This window comes from Streptomyces vulcanius (genome assembly GCF_042653945.1).
GTDB classification, from domain to species: domain Bacteria; phylum Actinomycetota; class Actinomycetes; order Streptomycetales; family Streptomycetaceae; genus Streptomyces; species Streptomyces mangrovi.
Genome location: NZ_JBHSFK010000013.1, coordinates 73138 through 90564, shown reverse-complemented (window position 1 = coordinate 90564; position 17427 = coordinate 73138). Strand labels below are relative to the sequence as shown.

Genomic DNA, 17427 nt, shown 5'->3' with positions numbered 1-17427 from the left:
CGCGTTTTCGTACGCGTACCGCCACAAGCCGGTTACAGATGCGGCCTGCCGCGACGGGGGCGCGGCGTGCGATGATGTCCGCGCCAACTGCATACCGGCCGTTTGAATCCGCGCGGGAGAGTCCCCGGCAGCACTTTTCGCACTGTCGTCGGGGCGCCGAAGGAGCAAGTCCCTCCCTTGAATCTCTCAGGCCCCGTTACCGCGCGGGCGAGGCACATCTGAAAAGCGGGCCGCCGTCGCCGGTGGTCCCACCCACGGTGCAAGCCAGGATCATGTACGTGTCCATACGTGTGATCATGGCGAACCTCTCAGGTTCCGATGACAGATGGGGAGGAACGACCTCGCCCTCCCCCACGCTCGGCTTCGCTCGCGCGGGAGGGACCCCCATTGCCTTGGGAGACGACCGACCGATGAGCAGCAGTACCGAACTCCGTCACACCGCCCTGGACGCCCTGCATCGCTCGCTCGGCGCGACGATGACCGACTTCGCCGGCTGGGACATGCCCCTGCGCTACGGCTCCGAGCGCGACGAGCACACCGCGGTGCGGACCCGGGCCGGCCTCTTCGACCTCTCCCACATGGGCGAGATCACCGTGACCGGCCCGCAGGCGGCGGCCCTTCTCGACTTCGCCCTGGTGGGGAACATCGGGGGCGTGAGGACCGGACGCGCCCGCTACACCATGATCTGCCGGGCCGACGGCGGCATCCTGGACGACCTGATCGTCTACCGGCTCGCGGAAACCGACTACATGGTGGTCGCGAACGCCTCCAACGCCCAGGTGGTGCTGGACGCGCTGGTGGAGCGCGCGGCCGGCTTCGACGCCGAGGTGCGCGACGACCGGGACGCCTACGCCCTGATCGCCGTCCAGGGGCCCGAGTCCCCGGGGATCATGAAGGCGCTCACGGACGCCGACCTCGACGGCCTGAAGTACTACGCGGGCCTGCCGGGCACGGTGGCCGGTGTCCCCGCGCTGATCGCGCGCACCGGGTACACCGGCGAGGACGGCTTCGAGCTGTTCGTGAGGCCGGAGCACGCGGTGGCGCTGTGGCAGGCGCTGACCGGGGCGGGCTCCCAGGCCGGTCTGGTCCCCTGCGGACTGTCCTGCCGGGACACGCTGCGCCTGGAGGCGGGCATGCCGCTGTACGGGCATGAGCTGTCCACGTCCCTGACCCCCTTCGACGCGGGCCTCGGCCGAGTGGTCAAGTTCGAGAAGGAGGGCGACTTCGTGGGGCGCGAGGCGCTGTCCGAGGCCGCCGCTCTCGCCGAGCGCAGGCCCCCGCGCGTCCTGGTCGGCCTGGTCGCCGAGGGCCGCCGGGTGCCGCGCGCCGGGTACGCCGTCGTCGCCGGGGGCGAGGTGATCGGCGAGGTCACCTCCGGCGCGCCCTCCCCCACCCTGGGGAAGCCGATCGCGATGGCGTACGTCGACGCGGCGCACGCGGCGCCGGGCACGCCGGGCGTCGGCGTGGACATCCGGGGCAGCCACGAGCCGTACGAGGTCGTGGCGCTGCCCTTCTACAAGCGTCAGAAGTAACGCCACAGGCGATGCCGGACGTGCTTAACCACGGCGTCACCGCTGCTCACGCACGTCTTCCGTAGTCTCCCCTTCATCACCCCTCCCCCGTGTACAGGAGAATTCAGGCCATGAGCAACCCCCAGCAGCTGCGCTACAGCAAGGAGCACGAGTGGCTGTCGGCCGCCGAGGACGGCGTGTCGACGGTCGGCATCACGGAGCACGCGGCCAACGCGCTCGGCGACGTGGTCTTCGTCCAGCTTCCGGAGGCCGGTGCCACGGTGACCGCGGGCGAGTCCTGCGGTGAGCTGGAGTCGACCAAGTCGGTCAGCGACCTGTACTCGCCGGTCGACGGCGAGGTCGTCGAGGTCAACCAGGACGTCGTCGACGACCCGTCGCTGGTGAACTCCGCCCCCTTCGAGGGCGGGTGGCTGTTCAAGGTGCGCGTCACGGGCGAGCAGGACGAGCTGCTGTCCGCCGACGAGTACACCGCCTTCACCGCCGGCTGAGGATCCGTAGATGACTGTTCTGAACACGCCCCTGCACGAGCTCGACCCGGAGATCGCCGCCGCGGTCGACGCCGAGCTGAACCGTCAGCAGTCCACGCTCGAGATGATCGCCTCGGAGAACTTCGCTCCGCTCGCGGTCATGGAGGCGCAGGGCTCGGTGCTGACCAACAAGTACGCCGAGGGCTACCCGGGCCGCCGCTACTACGGCGGCTGCGAACACGTCGACGTGGCCGAGCAGATCGCGATCGACCGGCTCAAGGAACTGTTCGGCGCCGAGTACGCCAACGTCCAGCCGCACTCGGGTGCCTCCGCCAACCAGGCCGCCCTGTTCGCGCTGGCCCAGCCCGGCGACACCATCCTGGGACTGGACCTCGCGCACGGCGGCCATCTCACCCACGGGATGCGGCTGAACTTCTCCGGGAAGCAGTTCGACGTGGTCGCCTACCACGTGGACGCGGAGACCGGCCTGGTCGACATGGCCGAGCTGGAGCGGCTCGCCAAGGAGCACCGCCCGAAGGTGATCATCGCGGGCTGGTCGGCGTACCCGCGCCGGCTGGACTTCGCCGAGTTCCGCCGGATCGCCGACGAGGTCGAGGCGTATCTGTGGGTCGACATGGCGCACTTCGCGGGCCTGGTCGCGGCGGGCCTGCACCCGAACCCGGTGCCGTACGCGGACGTCGTCACCTCCACCACCCACAAGACGCTGGGCGGCCCGCGCGGCGGCATCATCCTGGCGAAGTCGTCCTTCGCCAAGAAGCTGAACTCGTCCGTCTTCCCGGGCTTCCAGGGCGGCCCCCTGGAGCATGTGATCGCGGCGAAGGCGGTCTCCTTCAAGGTCGCGGCCTCGGAGGACTTCAAGGAGCGCCAGCGGCGTACGGTGGACGGCGCGAGGATCCTCGCCGAGCGCCTGACAGCGGCGGACGCCCGGGAGGCCGGCGTGAACGTCCTGTCCGGCGGCACGGACGTCCACCTGATCCTCGTCGACCTGCGTGCGTCCGAACTGGACGGGCAGCAGGCCGAGGACCGTCTCCACGAGGTCGGCATCACCGTCAACCGCAACGCCGTCCCGAACGACCCGCGCCCGCCGATGGTGACGTCCGGTCTGCGGATCGGCACGCCGGCCCTCGCGACCCGCGGCTTCACGGCCGAGGACTTCGCGGAGGTGGCGGACGTGATCGCGCAGGCCCTGAAGCCCTCCTACGACGCGGAATCGCTGAAGACCCGGGTGAAGGCCCTGGCCGACAAGCACCCGCTGTACCCCGCACTGAACAAGTAGTTCCCCGGTGGGGGGTACCCGACGACCCGTACCCCCCGCCCTCTCTCGAGGAGTCCCCGTGGCCATCTCGGTCTTCGACCTGTTCTCGATCGGCATCGGCCCGTCCAGCTCCCACACGGTCGGCCCGATGCGCGCGGCCGGCCTGTTCGCCCGCCGGCTGCGCAACGAGGGGCTGCTGGACTCCGTGGCGGCGGTCCGCTCCGAGCTGTACGGCTCCCTCGGCGCGACCGGGCACGGCCACGGCACCCCGAAGGCGGTCCTGCTGGGCCTGGAGGGCTCCTCCCCGCGCACGGTGGACGTGGAGACGGCGGACGAACGGATCGAGCAGATCAAGTCGACGGGCCGGCTGCGCCTGCTGGCCGAACGGGAGATCCCCTTCTCCTTCACCGAGGACCTGAAACTGCACCGCCGCAAGACCCTCCCGTACCACGCGAACGGCATGACCCTGTGGGCGTACGACGCCTCCGGCGCCGAACTCCTCTCCAAGACGTACTACTCGGTGGGCGGCGGCTTCGTCGTCGACGAGGACGCGGTGGGCGCGGACCGCATCAAGCTGGACGACACGGTCCTGAAGTACTCCTTCCGCACCGGCGACGAACTGCTGCGCCTCACGAAGGAGACGGGCCTGTCGATCTCCTCCCTGATGCTGGAGAACGAGCGCGCCTGGCGCACCGAGGACGAGATCCGCTCCGGGCTCCTGGACATCTGGCGGGTGATGCAGTCCTGTGTCTCCCGGGGCATGTCCCGCGAGGGCATCCTCCCCGGCGGCCTGCGGGTCCGCCGCCGCGCCGCGATGACGGCCCGTCAACTCCGCGCCGAGGGCGACCCGTTGGCCCACTCCATGGAGTGGATCACGCTCTACGCCATGGCGGTGAACGAGGAGAACGCGGCGGGCGGCCGCGTGGTGACGGCCCCCACGAACGGCGCGGCCGGCATCATCCCCGCCGTCCTCCACTACTTCATCAACTTCATCCCCGGCGCCGACGAGGACGGCGTCGTCCGCTTCCTGCTCGCGGCCGGCGCGATCGGGATGCTCTTCAAGGAGAACGCCTCCATCTCCGGCGCCGAGGTCGGCTGCCAGGGCGAGGTCGGCTCCGCCTGCTCGATGGCGGCGGGCGCCCTCGCCGAGGTGCTGGGCGGCAGCCCGGAACAGGTCGAGAACGCCGCCGAGATCGGCATGGAACACAACCTCGGCCTCACCTGCGACCCCGTCGGCGGCCTCGTCCAGATCCCCTGCATCGAACGCAACGGCATGGCCGCGGTCAAGGCCGTCACCGCCGCCCGCATGGCCATGCGCGGCGACGGCTCCCACAAGGTGTCCCTCGACAAGGTCATCAAGACGATGAAGGACACGGGCGCCGACATGAGCGTCAAGTACAAGGAGACGGCCCGGGGCGGGCTGGCGGTGAACATCATCGAGTGCTGAGGGGATACGCCCTGACCAGCGCGTTCGTGTCTTTCGGCGCTGTCGGTGCCTTCCCTGCTTACGCGGCGGAAAGTCCCCGGAACGTCCCTGGGACAGGCGTGAAAGTCCCCGAAAAGTCCCCAGGAAATCCCACAGGTTGGGCGTCTGACCTGCGGGGTCGTGGCACCTTCGATCACTGTCCCGATCCGTCCTGGCCATCAGCCGCCAGGGCGCATCAAATCGATCCCATAAACCCATTCAAGGGGCACCATTCGATACATGGACACTACGGAAGGCTCCCGTGTGCAGCAGCGGTTGGCCGACCTCCCCTCTACGTCCACGACGGCGCAAGCACGTCAGGCCCTGCTCTCCCCCCGCGATCTGGCGGGCTTGGTCACCGAAGGGGAGATAGACGAACTGTCCCGTGGCGTGTACCGGCGGGCAGACGCCCCGGAGACCGCGCACGCTGATCTGCTGGCTGTGTGCGCACGGGCTCCTCGCGCTGTCGTGTGCGGTGAGCCCGCCCTGGCCCTGCACGAGCTGATCGACGACATCCCCACAGCAGTGCACATCGCCGTACCGCGCGGTTCACGACGCCCCACGATTTCCTACCCGCCGACCGTGGTGGCGCAGTACGCCTCGAAGACCTTCACCCTCGGCGTCGAACGATTCGAAGCAGCCCCAGGAGAGACCGTCCCCGTGTATAACGCAGCCCGGAGCGTCGTCCGGCTTGTCGAGATCGCACATACGAGACGATCGCCGCTACTCGCGGGTCCCTCGCCAACATCCCTCACGCCGATGAGCACAGCAGCACACGCAGCAGCAACAGCCGCTCAACGAGGAACGGCCCAGGTCCGTCTTGGGTGTCGCAGCCGTCGGCTCTTCGACGCCTGCGGGCCCCGGTACGTCGATGTGGAGCAGCTTGAGCAAGTCGGCAGTGACGACCCGGCAGGCGTTGCCCAGACGCAGGACCGTGCACTGGTACCGGCCGCACTTGGCAAGGTCGTACCCCGTGGTGCGGCTGAGGAACAGCGCACGGTTCCGGCCAGAGCCGAGGTGTGCAGCGGGCGGCCGATCGCACCCTTGTTGGAGACCGCCTCCACGACGAGCGTGAGCGCCTCGATCTCGACGGCGCCCCGGCCGTTGCCCAGTGGATCTCACAGCCGGGGCGTACCTTGCTGGCCGTGCACAAGGGAGAATCCGCGGTTGGTCGCGCTTCCGACGCAGTACCGTGGGCCGGTGGATGAGATGCCAGCCCCGACGCCGGGTATGACGATCAGCGTTCGGATGCGCCAGGACGTGGTGATCGTCGATCCGGAGCGTTTTGTCGCTTCGGCCCGCGCCGTGTACCGCGAAGCCTCCCCTGAAATCACCGAGGAGAGGGCAGCCGAGGAAATCCGTGATGTCTACGACGCTGTGTGGGCTCTGCTGGACCGCTTCGGTCGACTCGCAGCCGACGCACCAGCGTCCGCCGGACTCCCGGGCCAACGAGTTCTGGACCGCTCAGACGGACTCTCACCTGCGGGCGAGTGGAAGCGGATCGTGCTGAACGATCCGCAACCACTGCAGGACTACGGCTGTTTAATGCCCGAGGGGTATGACCCGTTCGCCATCCCGTCAGGGGTGTGATTCCGTCCACCGCGACAGGCTAGTTCGCAAGATCATTTCTCTGAGAAAACCTCACTGAGTAGGGTCGGGGACTGGCGCAGTGACTGGCACTCCGGTTGCAGCCCTCGATCCGACCTCAGTGGACGAGTTGGCCTCGATGCTCAGGTCAACTGATGAGTTGCCAGTTTCCCGTCCCGCGTACCGACCGCGAGCAGAGCGCTCCCCTCAGGGGAAGACACTGCGGATACCGCACGTCCAGCAAATGTCTGACCGACCGGAGCACCCGTCAACAGATCCCACTGCCTGACCGTGTCACTCTCATCCGCCGTGAACAGCCTCATCTGGCCCGAGACGGCGGCCAATGCCATGCCCACGACCATCTCCGGAGTTGAGATCAGCGGGCCTACTTCCTCTCCTGTCTCAGCATCCCATCGGTACACAGACTCTCCGTCATCCACGGCCCCAATGAGCACAGTCCGACCGTCTGGCGGATACGCGGTTTCCAGGAGAACTATGTGTGGTGCCGAGAGCGGTTCGCCATGAGGTCGGCCGGAAGTCGCGTGCCACCTGTGGACTCGCCCGTCTTCGGAACTTGCCACGATCAAAGGCATGCCGTTCGGAAGTACCGCCGTCGTCACTGCTACGACATAACCAAGCGGTTCCTCCGGGACAGGTCCGGCAGGGCGGCCAGTGAGCAGGTCCCATCGGTACAGACCGCTCACCCCGCCCCCGACAAGGAGACCCCCGCCCTCGACCGACCCGTCTCCGGCAACCGCGAAAAGCTGGTGGGCGCCGCTGTCGGGCATCTGGAGCAGACGTCCGCTCACTCCGTCCCAGAGGCACAATCCGTCTTCATCCGGTGCCGCGATTCTCACCCGGCCATCCGACAGGATGGCTGCCGCCATGCTGGGGACGTCACCCGCACCAGACTCGAGGGTCTGAAATTCACCCAAAAGTTCCCCGGAGTCCGGATCCCAACGGCGCAATCGCCCCAAAGCGGCAGTCACCAACTGCGCCTGGCCTGTTGGCAAGCGATACATCAAGGGCAAGACCGGAGCTCCGAAGCCCGCGACCTCCATGCCGTCTCGGGTCCTGACCGATTGCATCACGCCTCCCTGGTGCCTTGCTCTACGTCAGCGAACTACATCATTCGCTGACACCGCCCGGGTTTGGCAGGCCAACCGGCACCATCTCACCAGCAACATCCTCGATCCATCACTTCGAGCGGCTCTTCCGCGAACGGGACCTGCACGACGCAGACCACGATCTGTTCTGCTTCAGCGGAGCAGGACTCTTCAGAACCATGGCTAGGCGCCGGGCCTTTGTGCGTCAAGTACAAGGAGACGGCCCGGGGCGGGCTGGCGGTGAACATCATCGAGTGCTGAGGGGATACGCCCTGACCGCCGACCGTCGCGAGCATGCACTGCTGGCCGTGTGCGCACGGGCTCCGCGCGCCGTCATGTGCGGTGAGTCCGCTCTGGCCCTGCACGAGCTGATCGACGACATCCCCTACCCACTCGCAACCGTCATCGCCGAATAGCTCTCCACCGCCTGCTCACGCTCTCAAGCACAGCTACACCTCTGGTTGTACAGCGACAACCACCCTGGTTGCAGGCGCAGTTCAACCCCCCGTTGGACGAGAGGGAACGGCCCTTCCGGCTAGCTTTCCATCGAATGCGCCGGTGTACGCGGGAAGTCGTCCAGCCCCGCAGAGGGGGCCGGAAACCGGGGTGCCGGTCAGCCATCGCTCGGCAGATTCGGGGAGTTCTCTATGCGAAGAACGCAGGAAATCGTCAGAACGGTCTGGGCGGCCGCACTCGCGCTCGCAGTGCTGGGGGCCGGTGCCGGGGAAGTGCGCGCGGCGGGCACCGACACGGCCACGGTGCGACCGCCGGTCGCAGTCAACCAGGCGTCCTGGGCCTCCTCCACCGACCGGCAGAACGCCGTGATCGAGTACTGGACCAGCGAGGACATGGCCCTGTGGAACGCGAACAACACGGACTACGGCGTCGACGGCCCCAACTACAGCAATCTGGACGAGGGCCGTATCTGGAGCCGCGCCGGAGCGGTGCACCAGACAATCGGGCGACTGTACTACCGCCAGACGCTGGCCTGGCCGTCCAAGACCCGGCCCAGCCGTCCGGAGGACGCGATCGGCGCGGTGGACTCGACGCAGTGGTTCCATGTCGACTCCACTGGAGCCTATGTTCCGGCCGTCACCACCGCGCAGCACATCTTCAAGGACAGCACGACTGTGACCGCTGTCGCGAACGGGATCACCACCACGGTGCGCACCGTGGCCTACCCCACCGAGTGCACGGCGAACGCGGTGGACAGCGCCAACGGCAGCACCATCCTGTCTGCGGGCCACTGCGTGTCCAATCCGCTGGCCGTGGTCGCGCTCGGCTCGCTCATCGGCACCATTCAGAAGGGCTCGGTGAGCGCCACCGACGACGCCTGGATGTTCATTCCCGGCTACGACGGCACCAAGGTCGGCCTGGCCCAGGCCCCCTACGGGCTCTGGCCCGCGACCAGCGCCTACACCACCGCGCAGTGGAACGACTTCACCACGCTGAACCCCGACACGGTCAACCTGTCCAACTTCAACTACGACGTCTCGGCGCTCACCGTCGCAGACCCGACCAGACCCGGTGTGCGCCTGACCGACGTCGTGGGCTCCCAGCACGTGGCCTTCAACCAGCCCTACAACCAGACCATGTTCGCCTTCGGCTACCCCAACGCGGGCAGTTGGGACACCGTCACCACACCTGTTCCGGCACCGGGTCAGGAGCCGGGCACGACTCGTGAGATCTCGCGCTACCGCTACGACGGGCGCCAACTCGTCGAGTGCAACGGCAGCACCTGGAAGGACTTCATTCTGAAGACCGACTACGAGATGACCTGCAACATGACGGGCGGCGCCAGCGGCGGCCCCTGGTTCCAGGACTTCGACCCGGTCAGCGGTACCGGCACCCAGGTCGGGGTGAGCTCCACCAAGTACCCGAACTTCGTCGAGGGCGAGGGCGTCTGGATGATCGCCCCGCACTTCGAGGACAACGACCAACTGCTCTACAACACGGTCCAGAACCTCACGCCCTGACCTTCCGCACCGGGCGACCGGGTGACTGCTCCTTCCGAGGGCGTCCCTTCCGCGCCTCACGGTCACCGCCGCCGGCCCGCACCGGATCCAGGACCCGCAGGTCCACGTCACGAGATCGTCCCTGCCACAGCAAAGGAGCTCGTGTGATGTTCCGTCATGTTCGACGGTGGGCGCACGCCGCCGCCGGAAGGATCAGACCTGTTCGCCCCCGCACCCCCCGTCACGGCCTGACCGGGATGGTCGCCGCAGCCGGCGTGCTGGGGGCCATGCTGGTGCCCTTGTCGGTGCCTGCCACCGCGACCGCCGCGACCACCACCACCAGCACCGTCGGCGCCACCGCCACCAGCGCCGCCGCCGGTCAGTGGCACATGGTCCGTGGGCGGATCATGGACAACGTGGAGGTCGCGGGCAACACCACGGTCACTGTCACGGTCGCCGGAAAGGGCTGGCTGCCCTCGTCCAACCTCGCCTCGGTCGCACTGAACATAGGCGCCGAAGGCAGGTCGACGACCGGGTCGCTGAAGGTGTACTCGACCGACGACACCGAGCCGGCCAGCACGGCGATGAGCTACGGCACGGACAACTACCAGGCCAACCTGGTGATCACCAAGGTCGGCGCGGACGGCAGGATCAAGCTGGTCAACACCGGCTCCGGTGCGGTCAGGGTCTACCTCGACGACCAGGGCTACACACTCACCACCGCGGGATCGACGGTGGGCGGCACCTACGTGCCGGTCGACCCCACCCAGATCCTCAACAACGTGACGGTGGCCGCGAACTCCACCTACCGGATGACACCGCTCGGCCAGAGCCCGGTCCCCTCCTCCGGCGTCCAGGCGGTCAGCGTCTCCGTCACCGCACTCAGCACCGGGACCGGAACCGTCCGCGTCTACGGTGCCGGCGACATCACTCCCGCCGACGCCACACTCGACTACGCGGCCGACACCATCGACCAGAACTTCGCCATCGCCAAGATCGGCACCAATACGCTGCTGGACTCGGCAGGTGCCGGTGTCGTGAACATCAACAACTTCGGCTTCAGCCCGGTCACCATCTCCGTCGCCGTGACCGGCTACTTCACCAGCGGTACCGCCAGCACCACCGGCGCGCTGGTGCACGCCCTCACCCCCTCGCGTATCGCCGACACCGTCAGCATCGCCGCCGGGGACGACTTCGCCCTGCCGGTCCTCGGGCAGGGCGGCATCCCCACGTCCAAGCCGGCGGCGGTCGGTCTCAACCTCACCGCCGACAGCGCCGGCGCGGGCGTCATCACCGTCTCGTCGGCCGGACTGACCGACACCGGGTTCAACACCGTCGCCTACCATGCGGACGCCCCCATCAGCACCTTCACCACCGCCCGTGTCGGCTGCTCCGGTCAGGTGGTCCTCACCAACACCGGTTCCTCCGCCGTCACCGTCTCCGTCGACGCCTACGCCTACTTCGGAAACCCGGACACGACGGCCACCTCGGCCGACGGCACGACTGCCGCGACCGTCGAGAACGTCACCGGGGTCAGCGACATCAACCAGCGGACCACCAGCGACGCCGGCAACGTCGCCGTTTCCTCGTGCACGGACGACATGGGAACCAACACGGTCGAGGTGCCCAGGACGGCATCCTCGGGCGTATCCCTGACCAGCATGTACGGAACCATCAAGGTGGGGCTCCCCGCGACCGGGACCGGAACCCGGTCGGTGACCGGCACCGTCGTCTACCCCGGTTCACAGAGCGGATACTCCACCGCGGTCCAGCCCACCGACGACGGTGGCTTCCGGGCCCTGGTCACCCTCGACGGCAGCTCCTCGCCGACCTCCTACGACTTCCCGGTGACCCTGCCCGCCGGCGTCCGCATGGTCGCCGGTGACGACAGTGACGGGACCGTCGACATCGTCCAGGACGTCACCGCCGCCGACGGCACCACCGAAGCCCAGCCGCTGGGCGTCATCGAGGAGCCCTGGGCCACCGACGCGGCCGGCGTCAGCTGGCCCGCCACCTACACCGTCAACGGCAGCACGCTGACTCTCCACGTGGATCTCACCCCCGTCACGGACGCCTCAGGAACCACCGTCTCACCGACGTTTCCCGTGGTGGCCGACCCCAGGTGGAAATGGTCGTGCTGGAGGGTGTTCTGCTACAAGGGCACGCTCTACCTCAACCGCGGTGAGACGGCCAACGCAAGGAACGCGGGGTGGATCTCCAATACCCTCTTCGAGGCCTGCACGATGATCCCGGGACTGGCGGGCGCCATCTGCAGAGCCCTCCACTGGTACTCCTCGTATCTGGCAGGCCGGGCCACTCGCTACTACGCGTGGGGCGGATGCCTCAAGATCGTGCTCCCCTACGGTATCGCCCAGTACCAACAACGGGGCGCCTACAACTGCTCCTAGCTAGTGGCTGACGCCCTGACCGGTAGGTCAAGCAGCCGTTGATCGCCGGCGCGCTGTCACCAAGGACCCGGTCCTTGGTGACAGCGCACTTCGGCGAAGACCCAGCGGAACTCCTCGCCGGTCAGACCCGGTTGTCGCGACGCAGGCGCAGGACGCCGCGGTAGAGACGGAGCAGGGAGGCGGGGCCAGCGGCTGCTGCTTCGGCGGTGCAGGACTTCCAGGCCCGCGGGCTGGGGGAGCCAGGGGACGGATCGGGGCGGGCCGGAGCCGAAGGGCGGGGCGTCGCCGGTCCACGGGAGGGGGACGTGGCAGCCGTCGCGGCCGCAGACGGTGTGGCCGGAGCGTTCCCGGGCGGGCGGCATGAGCAGGGCGGCCGCTCGGGCGCGGAGGGTGCCGTGGGCCAGTTCGGAGGAGTCGTGCTGGTCACACAGGGGGGGCGCCGAGCCAACCCGAGACCCACGCATGACGAGTACAGTTCGTGTCCTTCAGCGCTGTCGTGGCCTTCCTTGGTCCCGGGCCGGTGTGTGGGGCCGGCGGCCTTGCTGGAAGCAGTGCTGACCGGGCGAGAACTACTTGCGGACTCTGCCCCACGGCTTGAAGACCGAGAGCACCATCGCGAAACCCAGCGACACCATGGCGGTGGCGGCGAGGAACGCGACGAACCAGATGTCCCGCAACGGCTGTTCGCCCGAGGCCAGTTCGGTGATCGGGCCCAGGAACGCCAGCAGCATCACGCAGGCGATGACGTTGAGGACCAGCTTCACCGCGACCCACCGGTAGCGAACGAGTCCCCACTTGGTCGCCATCCCCAGCAGGACACCGGTGACAAGGCAGACCACCCCCGCCACGAGAGCCGACAGCAGCAGGGGAACGACGAAGAAGTCCGCCAGTGCCCGGTATACGGCGGTGCGGTCGTCGCCCGCGCGTACCCAGCCGATCGCCACCAGAACGGTGGAGATGACATCTATGCCGATCCAGGCTCCCGCCGACACGACATGCGTGACCAGGATGCTCTTGCGCAGCCGAGCCGGGATGCGCCAGCGGACTCGGTTCCCGCGTGCCGGCGGGGTGGTTCGGGGTGTGGTGAGGGTACTCATGGCCGTCCTGGTCTGTGGAGTGCGTGGGGTACGTTCAGGGCCCGGCGCGAAGAAGTGGCTCGTGTCCTCGCGGACGGCCAGTGCCCGCGTCGAGCCGACGTGCGGCGAGCCGAGGCCCAGGGCCTCCGCACGGACGTCGACGCGCTGGTCGCGAAGTCGGCGTAGGCCATGATCTCGGTCAGCTCGGCCGGGCCCGGCGGCACGGTGGTCGTCATCGGGAATCTCCCGTTCGTGGCGGTGGTGAGGAAGCTGGATCCGGTCTTCCCTCAGGCGGTGAGGACTTCCAGCGCGGCGGCGTGCACGCCCGGCGCGGCGGCGAGGTAGCTCTGGCCGGCCAGTTCCCACGGTTTGCCCTCGATGTCGGTCACGACGCCTCCGGCCTCCTGGACCAGCAGCACACCGGCCGCGTGGGAGCGGACGTTGTCGAACTGCCAGTGCAGGTCCATCCGGCCCGCGGCGACCTGGGCGAGCTGGTGGGTCACCGGTACGGAGATCCGCACATGGAGGGCGGCGTTCGTCATCGCGGTGAAGGCGGAGCCCATCTTCTGCGCGAGTTCGGGGTCGTGACCCGGCTGGGCCTGGCCGGTCCCGGCCAGTGCGCCGTCCAGCGACGTCTTGGCCGAGACCCGCAGCCGTACACCGTTGAGGAACGCCCCGCCACCCCCGGTCGCGGTGAACATCTCGTCGAGGACCGGGAAGTAGACCACCGCCAGCACCGGGCGGCCGTCACGGACGAGGCTCACGCCGATGTTCCAGTCGGGCATGCCGTGCACGGCGTTGACGTTGCCGCCGACCGGGTCGATGAGCCACCACTCGCCCGCGGCCAGCGGTCCCGATCCGTGTTCGTCGTTGAGCCAGCCCGCGTCCGGGCGGGCCTGGGTCAACGCCGGGCGCAACGTGTCGACCACGGCCGCGTCATTGGCCTGGAGGTCCGCGAGCAGTTCGGGGAGCCCTGGCTGACGGGCTTCGGTGGAGTAACGCGTCATCATCCGGGCGCCGGCGTGGCGGACGGCGGCGACGGTGGCGGCAAGCAGGTCCTGGCTCATGGGATGCTCCTGGAATTGATCGAAGTGGATCTGTATCTTGTGAGGATTTACTCTTATGCAATTGGACTTGAATCTGCTGACCGTGCTGGACGCCCTGCTCGAAGAGGGCAGCGTGATGGGCGCGGCCGAGCGGCTGCACCTGTCCTCGCCCGCGGTCAGCCGCACCCTCGGCCGGCTTCGCGCCGTCACCGGGGACGACATCCTGGTGCGCACCGGCCACTCGATGGCTCCCACCCCGTACGCGGTGTCGGTACGCGAGGACGTGCACCGGCTGGTCAGGCAGGCACACGAAGTGCTCTCGCCGGTCCGTGAGCTGGACCTGGCCGGGATGGAGCGCACCTTCACGATCCAGTGTCACGACGCGGTGGCCGCGTCGCTGGTACCGGTCCTGGTCGCAAAGATCCAGCAGCAGGCTCGCGGGGTGCAGCTGCGGGTACTGGCGGAGAGCCCCGTCGACACCGACGACCTGCGACACGGCCGCGTCGATCTGGAACTCGGCGGCGGCAGGCCCGCCCTGCCCGAGTTCCGCTCCGAGCCGCTCGGCGAGGACCGGCTCGTCGTGGCGATGCGCGCGGACCACCCCTGCGCCACCGGACTCGACCTGGCCTCCTACGCGGCGCAGCCGCATGTGGTGATCTCCCGGCGCGGCCGCCTCACCGCGCCGATCGACGACGTGCTGGCCGCCCAAGGCCTGCGGCGCCGGGTGGTCGCGGCGGTCGCGACGGTGTCCACCGCGCTGCAGATCGCCGCCCGCGGCGACGCCCTGGTCACCTGCACGGCGATCCACGGCCGCCCGCTCATCGAGGCGTTCGGACTCGTCGCCCGGCCACTGCCGATCGAGTCTGCCGCGGCGACGATCAACTGCAACTGGCACCAGCGCTACGACTCCGACCCCGCCCACGCCTGGCTCCGCGAGCAGGTCCGGGCATCGATGCAGGAGATCACCGCCCGCTGATTGCCCTGCCTACTGCGCCAGCGGCAGGGCCACCGCGCCGGGAAAGGCAGGCACCTCGGCCTCGTCGAGCATCGCCGCGGCGACGGTTTCCCGGCTGACCTTCGCACCGAGGTCGAAGACGGGCGCGGCCTCCAGGCCGACCGTGCGCCGGCGGGGGCTCTCCGGCCCGTCGGCCAGCATCCCGGCATGGAAGACCGTGCCCCCGGCCGCGAGAACGGTGTTGTCGGCCTCGACCTTGTCCGCGAGCCGGTCACCCAGCACCTGGGCGAGCACGCCCGCACCCTCCCCCGCCACCTCGGCCGACCTGCCCGTGCCATAGGCACCGAGCCAGATGACACGCCGCGGACCGGCGGCGACGACGGCCCGCGCACCGGTCAGGAGAATCCCCGCCCGGTCCGTGCCCAGCGCGGAAAGGACCACGGAATCCCCGTCCACCACGGCGGCGATGCCGGCCGCGTCGTTCACATCCCCCGCCACCTTCCGCAGATTCGGGGAGTCGGGCAGAGCGATCCGCTCGGGATCACGCGCGATGGCGGTCACGGTGTGACCACGCCGCAGCGCCTGTCGGGTGAGGGCGATTCCGGTCTGGCCGGAGGCCGCGAGGACGGTGAGGTTCATGCCGAGAACGTTAGAGAGCCCCCCACTTAACATCAAGTGCAGGTAACTGACTTGATAAGTTACCCAGACGCAATCACGGAGTTCACCGTGACATCGCCGTAGGGCCGTCATCGTCGATTCTTGCGGCGCCGAATATATCGCGAGAACTGCACCGCACCGGTTACCGCGAACGCGAGCCCGACGCCGACGGCGACAGCAAGGAGCGTGTTCTCCTGGAAGAAGACGCCACCGAGGTATCCCGACAGTGCGGTATAAGCACTCCATGTGGAGGTGGAAATCGCAACGTACAGCATGAACCTGCGCAGCGGGTATCCCACCACCCCCGCCGTTCCTGTGGCGAGATAGCGTCCGACCGGAATGAACCGCGTGGAGACGAGTACAAAACCGCCGCGTAATTCAAGTTCGCGCTCGAACCAGTCGTACGCCGTCCGGCGCTTGGTACCGACTGGCAGGCGTTTTAGTACGCGTTCCCCCATCAACCGGCCGATGGAGTAGGGAACGAGGTCGCCGAGAAAGGCACCGACCGTCGTTGCGGCGATGACAAGAACGATATTCGTCTGCCCGGTTGCGCCGGCGATGCCTGCGAGGATCACGACGGGTTCACTCGGGACCAACGGGAGGAAGGAGTCGAGTAAGGACACCGCAATGAGTACGGCGTAGAGGGCGGGCGACGCTGTCAAGGATTCCGTGAGGTCTATCCAGTCCGGCATTCACTACCCGCCTCAAGTCGTATGGGTACGGAACTTCACGGGTGATTCCCTGATTCAGGTGGCGGGTGCCGTGGTGAGCATCCAGCGGCTGAACGCGGCGTAGCGTTGCGCGAATTCGACTGCGTCGCCGGCATGTTCGACGGCAGCGGAGTGCTCGCGTACCGCGTCGAAGCGGGCGCTGCGGGCGTGCTCGTAGGCGGTGAGGGCCTTTTCCAGGTCGGCCTCGGCTGTCAGGCTGCCGCGCAGGACGCCGACGTCCTCGATGCCTAGAGTGCCGCCGGAAGCGATGTGGGGGGACAGCCCGTGCGCGGCGTCGCCGATCAGGGCGACGCGCGCGCTGGTCCAACGGGGCAGTTCCGGGACCAGCGTGACCTGGTTCTCCAGGACGGACTCCTCCCGCGTTTCGGCGATCATGGACAGGAGTTCGTCGTTCCATCCCGCCTCGGCCAGATTCCGTGCGCGTGCCAGTGCCCGTTCGCGCTTGCTTCCGGTGAGCGGTCCGGCATCGAACTGGTTGACCATCCACATGGTCCGATCACGAGCGATCCTCGCGTACCCGCCGCGGGTTCGGCGGTGGCCGACGGTGAGCACGGTGGCCTGTGAATTCTGGTTTCCGGTCGGCACGATCGCGCGCCAGGCATAGTGGCCGGAGTGCGTCACGGCGTCGCTCCCCGGCACCAGTTGCCTGCGCACGTGCGAGTGGACGCCGTCCGAGCCGATGAGCAGATCCGTGCGAAGTTTCTCGCCGTTGGCGAGGTGCACGACGACGTCCGATCCGGTCTCGGTATATCCGGTCACGTGGGCGTCCAGGCGTATTCGGTCGCGACCGATGGTGTCGGCCAAGAGGTTGTTCAACTCGGGGCGCGGCACAAGGAGGAACCGGTGATCGCTGTCGGTGTAACCAGCAGCGCGGACCGGATCGCCGGCGGGGCTGAAGAACCACGTGTTCTGTTCCACGCCCATGTCGCGGATTTCCGGGCCGATGCCGAGGTGGTCGAACTCTCGCAACGCGTTGGCCCACAGGCCGATTCCGGCGCCGACGGCTCGAATCCGCGGTGCCTGTTCCAGCACGACGACATCGTGGCCGATGAGTTTGAGGGAGGCCGCGGCTGTGAGCCCTACCAGGCCGCCACCGACGATCACCGTGGATTTCGTGGACAACTTCTTTGCTCCTTCGCGCGACGGACCTCAGTTGCCCCCAGGGG

14 protein-coding genes and 2 riboswitches are annotated in these 17427 nt (G+C 68.3%); of the genes, 9 read left to right on the top strand and 5 right to left on the bottom strand.

Annotated features, from left to right (window positions below; all coding sequences use genetic code 11):
* Positions 1-103: 103 nt before the first annotated feature.
* A riboswitch (glycine riboswitch) is annotated at positions 104-212 on the top strand.
* Positions 213-335: riboswitch (glycine riboswitch) on the top strand.
* Between the two features lie 75 nt (positions 336-410).
* The 8 genes from gcvT (at position 411) to ACFPIH_RS21055 (ending at position 11796) form a co-directional block, all read left to right on the top strand.
* Positions 411-1532 carry a glycine cleavage system aminomethyltransferase GcvT gene (gene gcvT / locus ACFPIH_RS21090; protein ID WP_381174416.1) on the top strand — a complete coding sequence of 374 codons (1122 nt, stop codon included), beginning with the start codon at positions 411-413 and terminating at the stop codon, positions 1530-1532.
* Positions 1533-1642: 110 nt separating this feature from the next.
* The gene (gene gcvH / locus ACFPIH_RS21085; protein WP_381174414.1) at positions 1643-2020 is read left to right on the top strand and encodes a glycine cleavage system protein GcvH; all 378 of its coding nucleotides are present in this window, start codon (positions 1643-1645) and stop codon (positions 2018-2020) included.
* Between the two features lie 10 nt (positions 2021-2030).
* On the top strand, positions 2031-3296 hold the full coding sequence (gene glyA, locus ACFPIH_RS21080) for a serine hydroxymethyltransferase (RefSeq protein ID WP_381174412.1): 1266 nt from the start codon (positions 2031-2033) through the stop codon (positions 3294-3296).
* 58 nt (positions 3297-3354) lie between these two features.
* Positions 3355-4722, top strand: a complete 1368-nt coding sequence (locus ACFPIH_RS21075; protein WP_381174410.1) for an L-serine ammonia-lyase — start codon at positions 3355-3357, stop codon at positions 4720-4722.
* Between the two features lie 1218 nt (positions 4723-5940).
* Positions 5941-6330, top strand: a complete 390-nt coding sequence (locus ACFPIH_RS21070) for a hypothetical protein (RefSeq protein ID WP_381174408.1) — start codon at positions 5941-5943, stop codon at positions 6328-6330.
* Between the two features lie 1357 nt (positions 6331-7687).
* Positions 7688-7849 (top strand): hypothetical protein, encoded by a 162-nt coding sequence (locus ACFPIH_RS21065; protein ID WP_381174406.1) that lies wholly within the window; start codon positions 7688-7690, stop codon positions 7847-7849.
* 231 nt (positions 7850-8080) lie between these two features.
* Complete coding sequence (locus tag ACFPIH_RS21060) at positions 8081-9409, top strand: trypsin-like serine peptidase (RefSeq protein WP_381174404.1); 1329 nt, start codon at positions 8081-8083, stop codon at positions 9407-9409.
* Positions 9410-9555: 146 nt separating this feature from the next.
* The gene (locus ACFPIH_RS21055) at positions 9556-11796 is read left to right on the top strand and encodes an autotransporter outer membrane beta-barrel domain-containing protein (RefSeq protein ID WP_381174402.1); all 2241 of its coding nucleotides are present in this window, start codon (positions 9556-9558) and stop codon (positions 11794-11796) included.
* 569 nt (positions 11797-12365) lie between these two features.
* On the opposite strand, the gene ACFPIH_RS21050 is transcribed toward ACFPIH_RS21055, so the two are convergent.
* Positions 12366-12893, bottom strand: a complete 528-nt coding sequence (locus ACFPIH_RS21050) for a hypothetical protein (RefSeq protein WP_381174400.1) — start codon at positions 12891-12893, stop codon at positions 12366-12368.
* Positions 12894-13159: 266 nt separating this feature from the next.
* Positions 13160-13939, bottom strand: a complete 780-nt coding sequence (locus ACFPIH_RS21045) for an inositol monophosphatase family protein (protein ID WP_381174398.1) — start codon at positions 13937-13939, stop codon at positions 13160-13162.
* 55 nt (positions 13940-13994) lie between these two features.
* On the opposite strand from ACFPIH_RS21045, the gene ACFPIH_RS21040 reads away from it, so the two are divergent.
* Positions 13995-14894: a LysR family transcriptional regulator gene (locus ACFPIH_RS21040; RefSeq protein ID WP_381174396.1), complete on the top strand. Its 900-nt coding sequence runs from the start codon at positions 13995-13997 to the stop codon at positions 14892-14894.
* Between the two features lie 9 nt (positions 14895-14903).
* Here the strand turns inward: ACFPIH_RS21040 and ACFPIH_RS21035 are convergent, their stop codons facing one another.
* From ACFPIH_RS21035 to ACFPIH_RS21025, 3 genes are all read right to left on the bottom strand, one after another.
* A complete protein-coding gene (locus tag ACFPIH_RS21035; RefSeq protein WP_381174394.1) occupies positions 14904-15512 on the bottom strand; it encodes an NAD(P)-dependent oxidoreductase in 609 nt (202 codons plus the stop codon).
* 107 nt (positions 15513-15619) lie between these two features.
* A complete protein-coding gene (locus ACFPIH_RS21030) occupies positions 15620-16222 on the bottom strand; it encodes a DedA family protein (RefSeq protein ID WP_381174392.1) in 603 nt (200 codons plus the stop codon).
* Between the two features lie 54 nt (positions 16223-16276).
* Complete coding sequence (locus ACFPIH_RS21025) at positions 16277-17383, bottom strand: FAD-dependent monooxygenase (protein ID WP_381174390.1); 1107 nt, start codon at positions 17381-17383, stop codon at positions 16277-16279.
* Between the last annotated feature and the right edge of the window lie 44 nt (positions 17384-17427).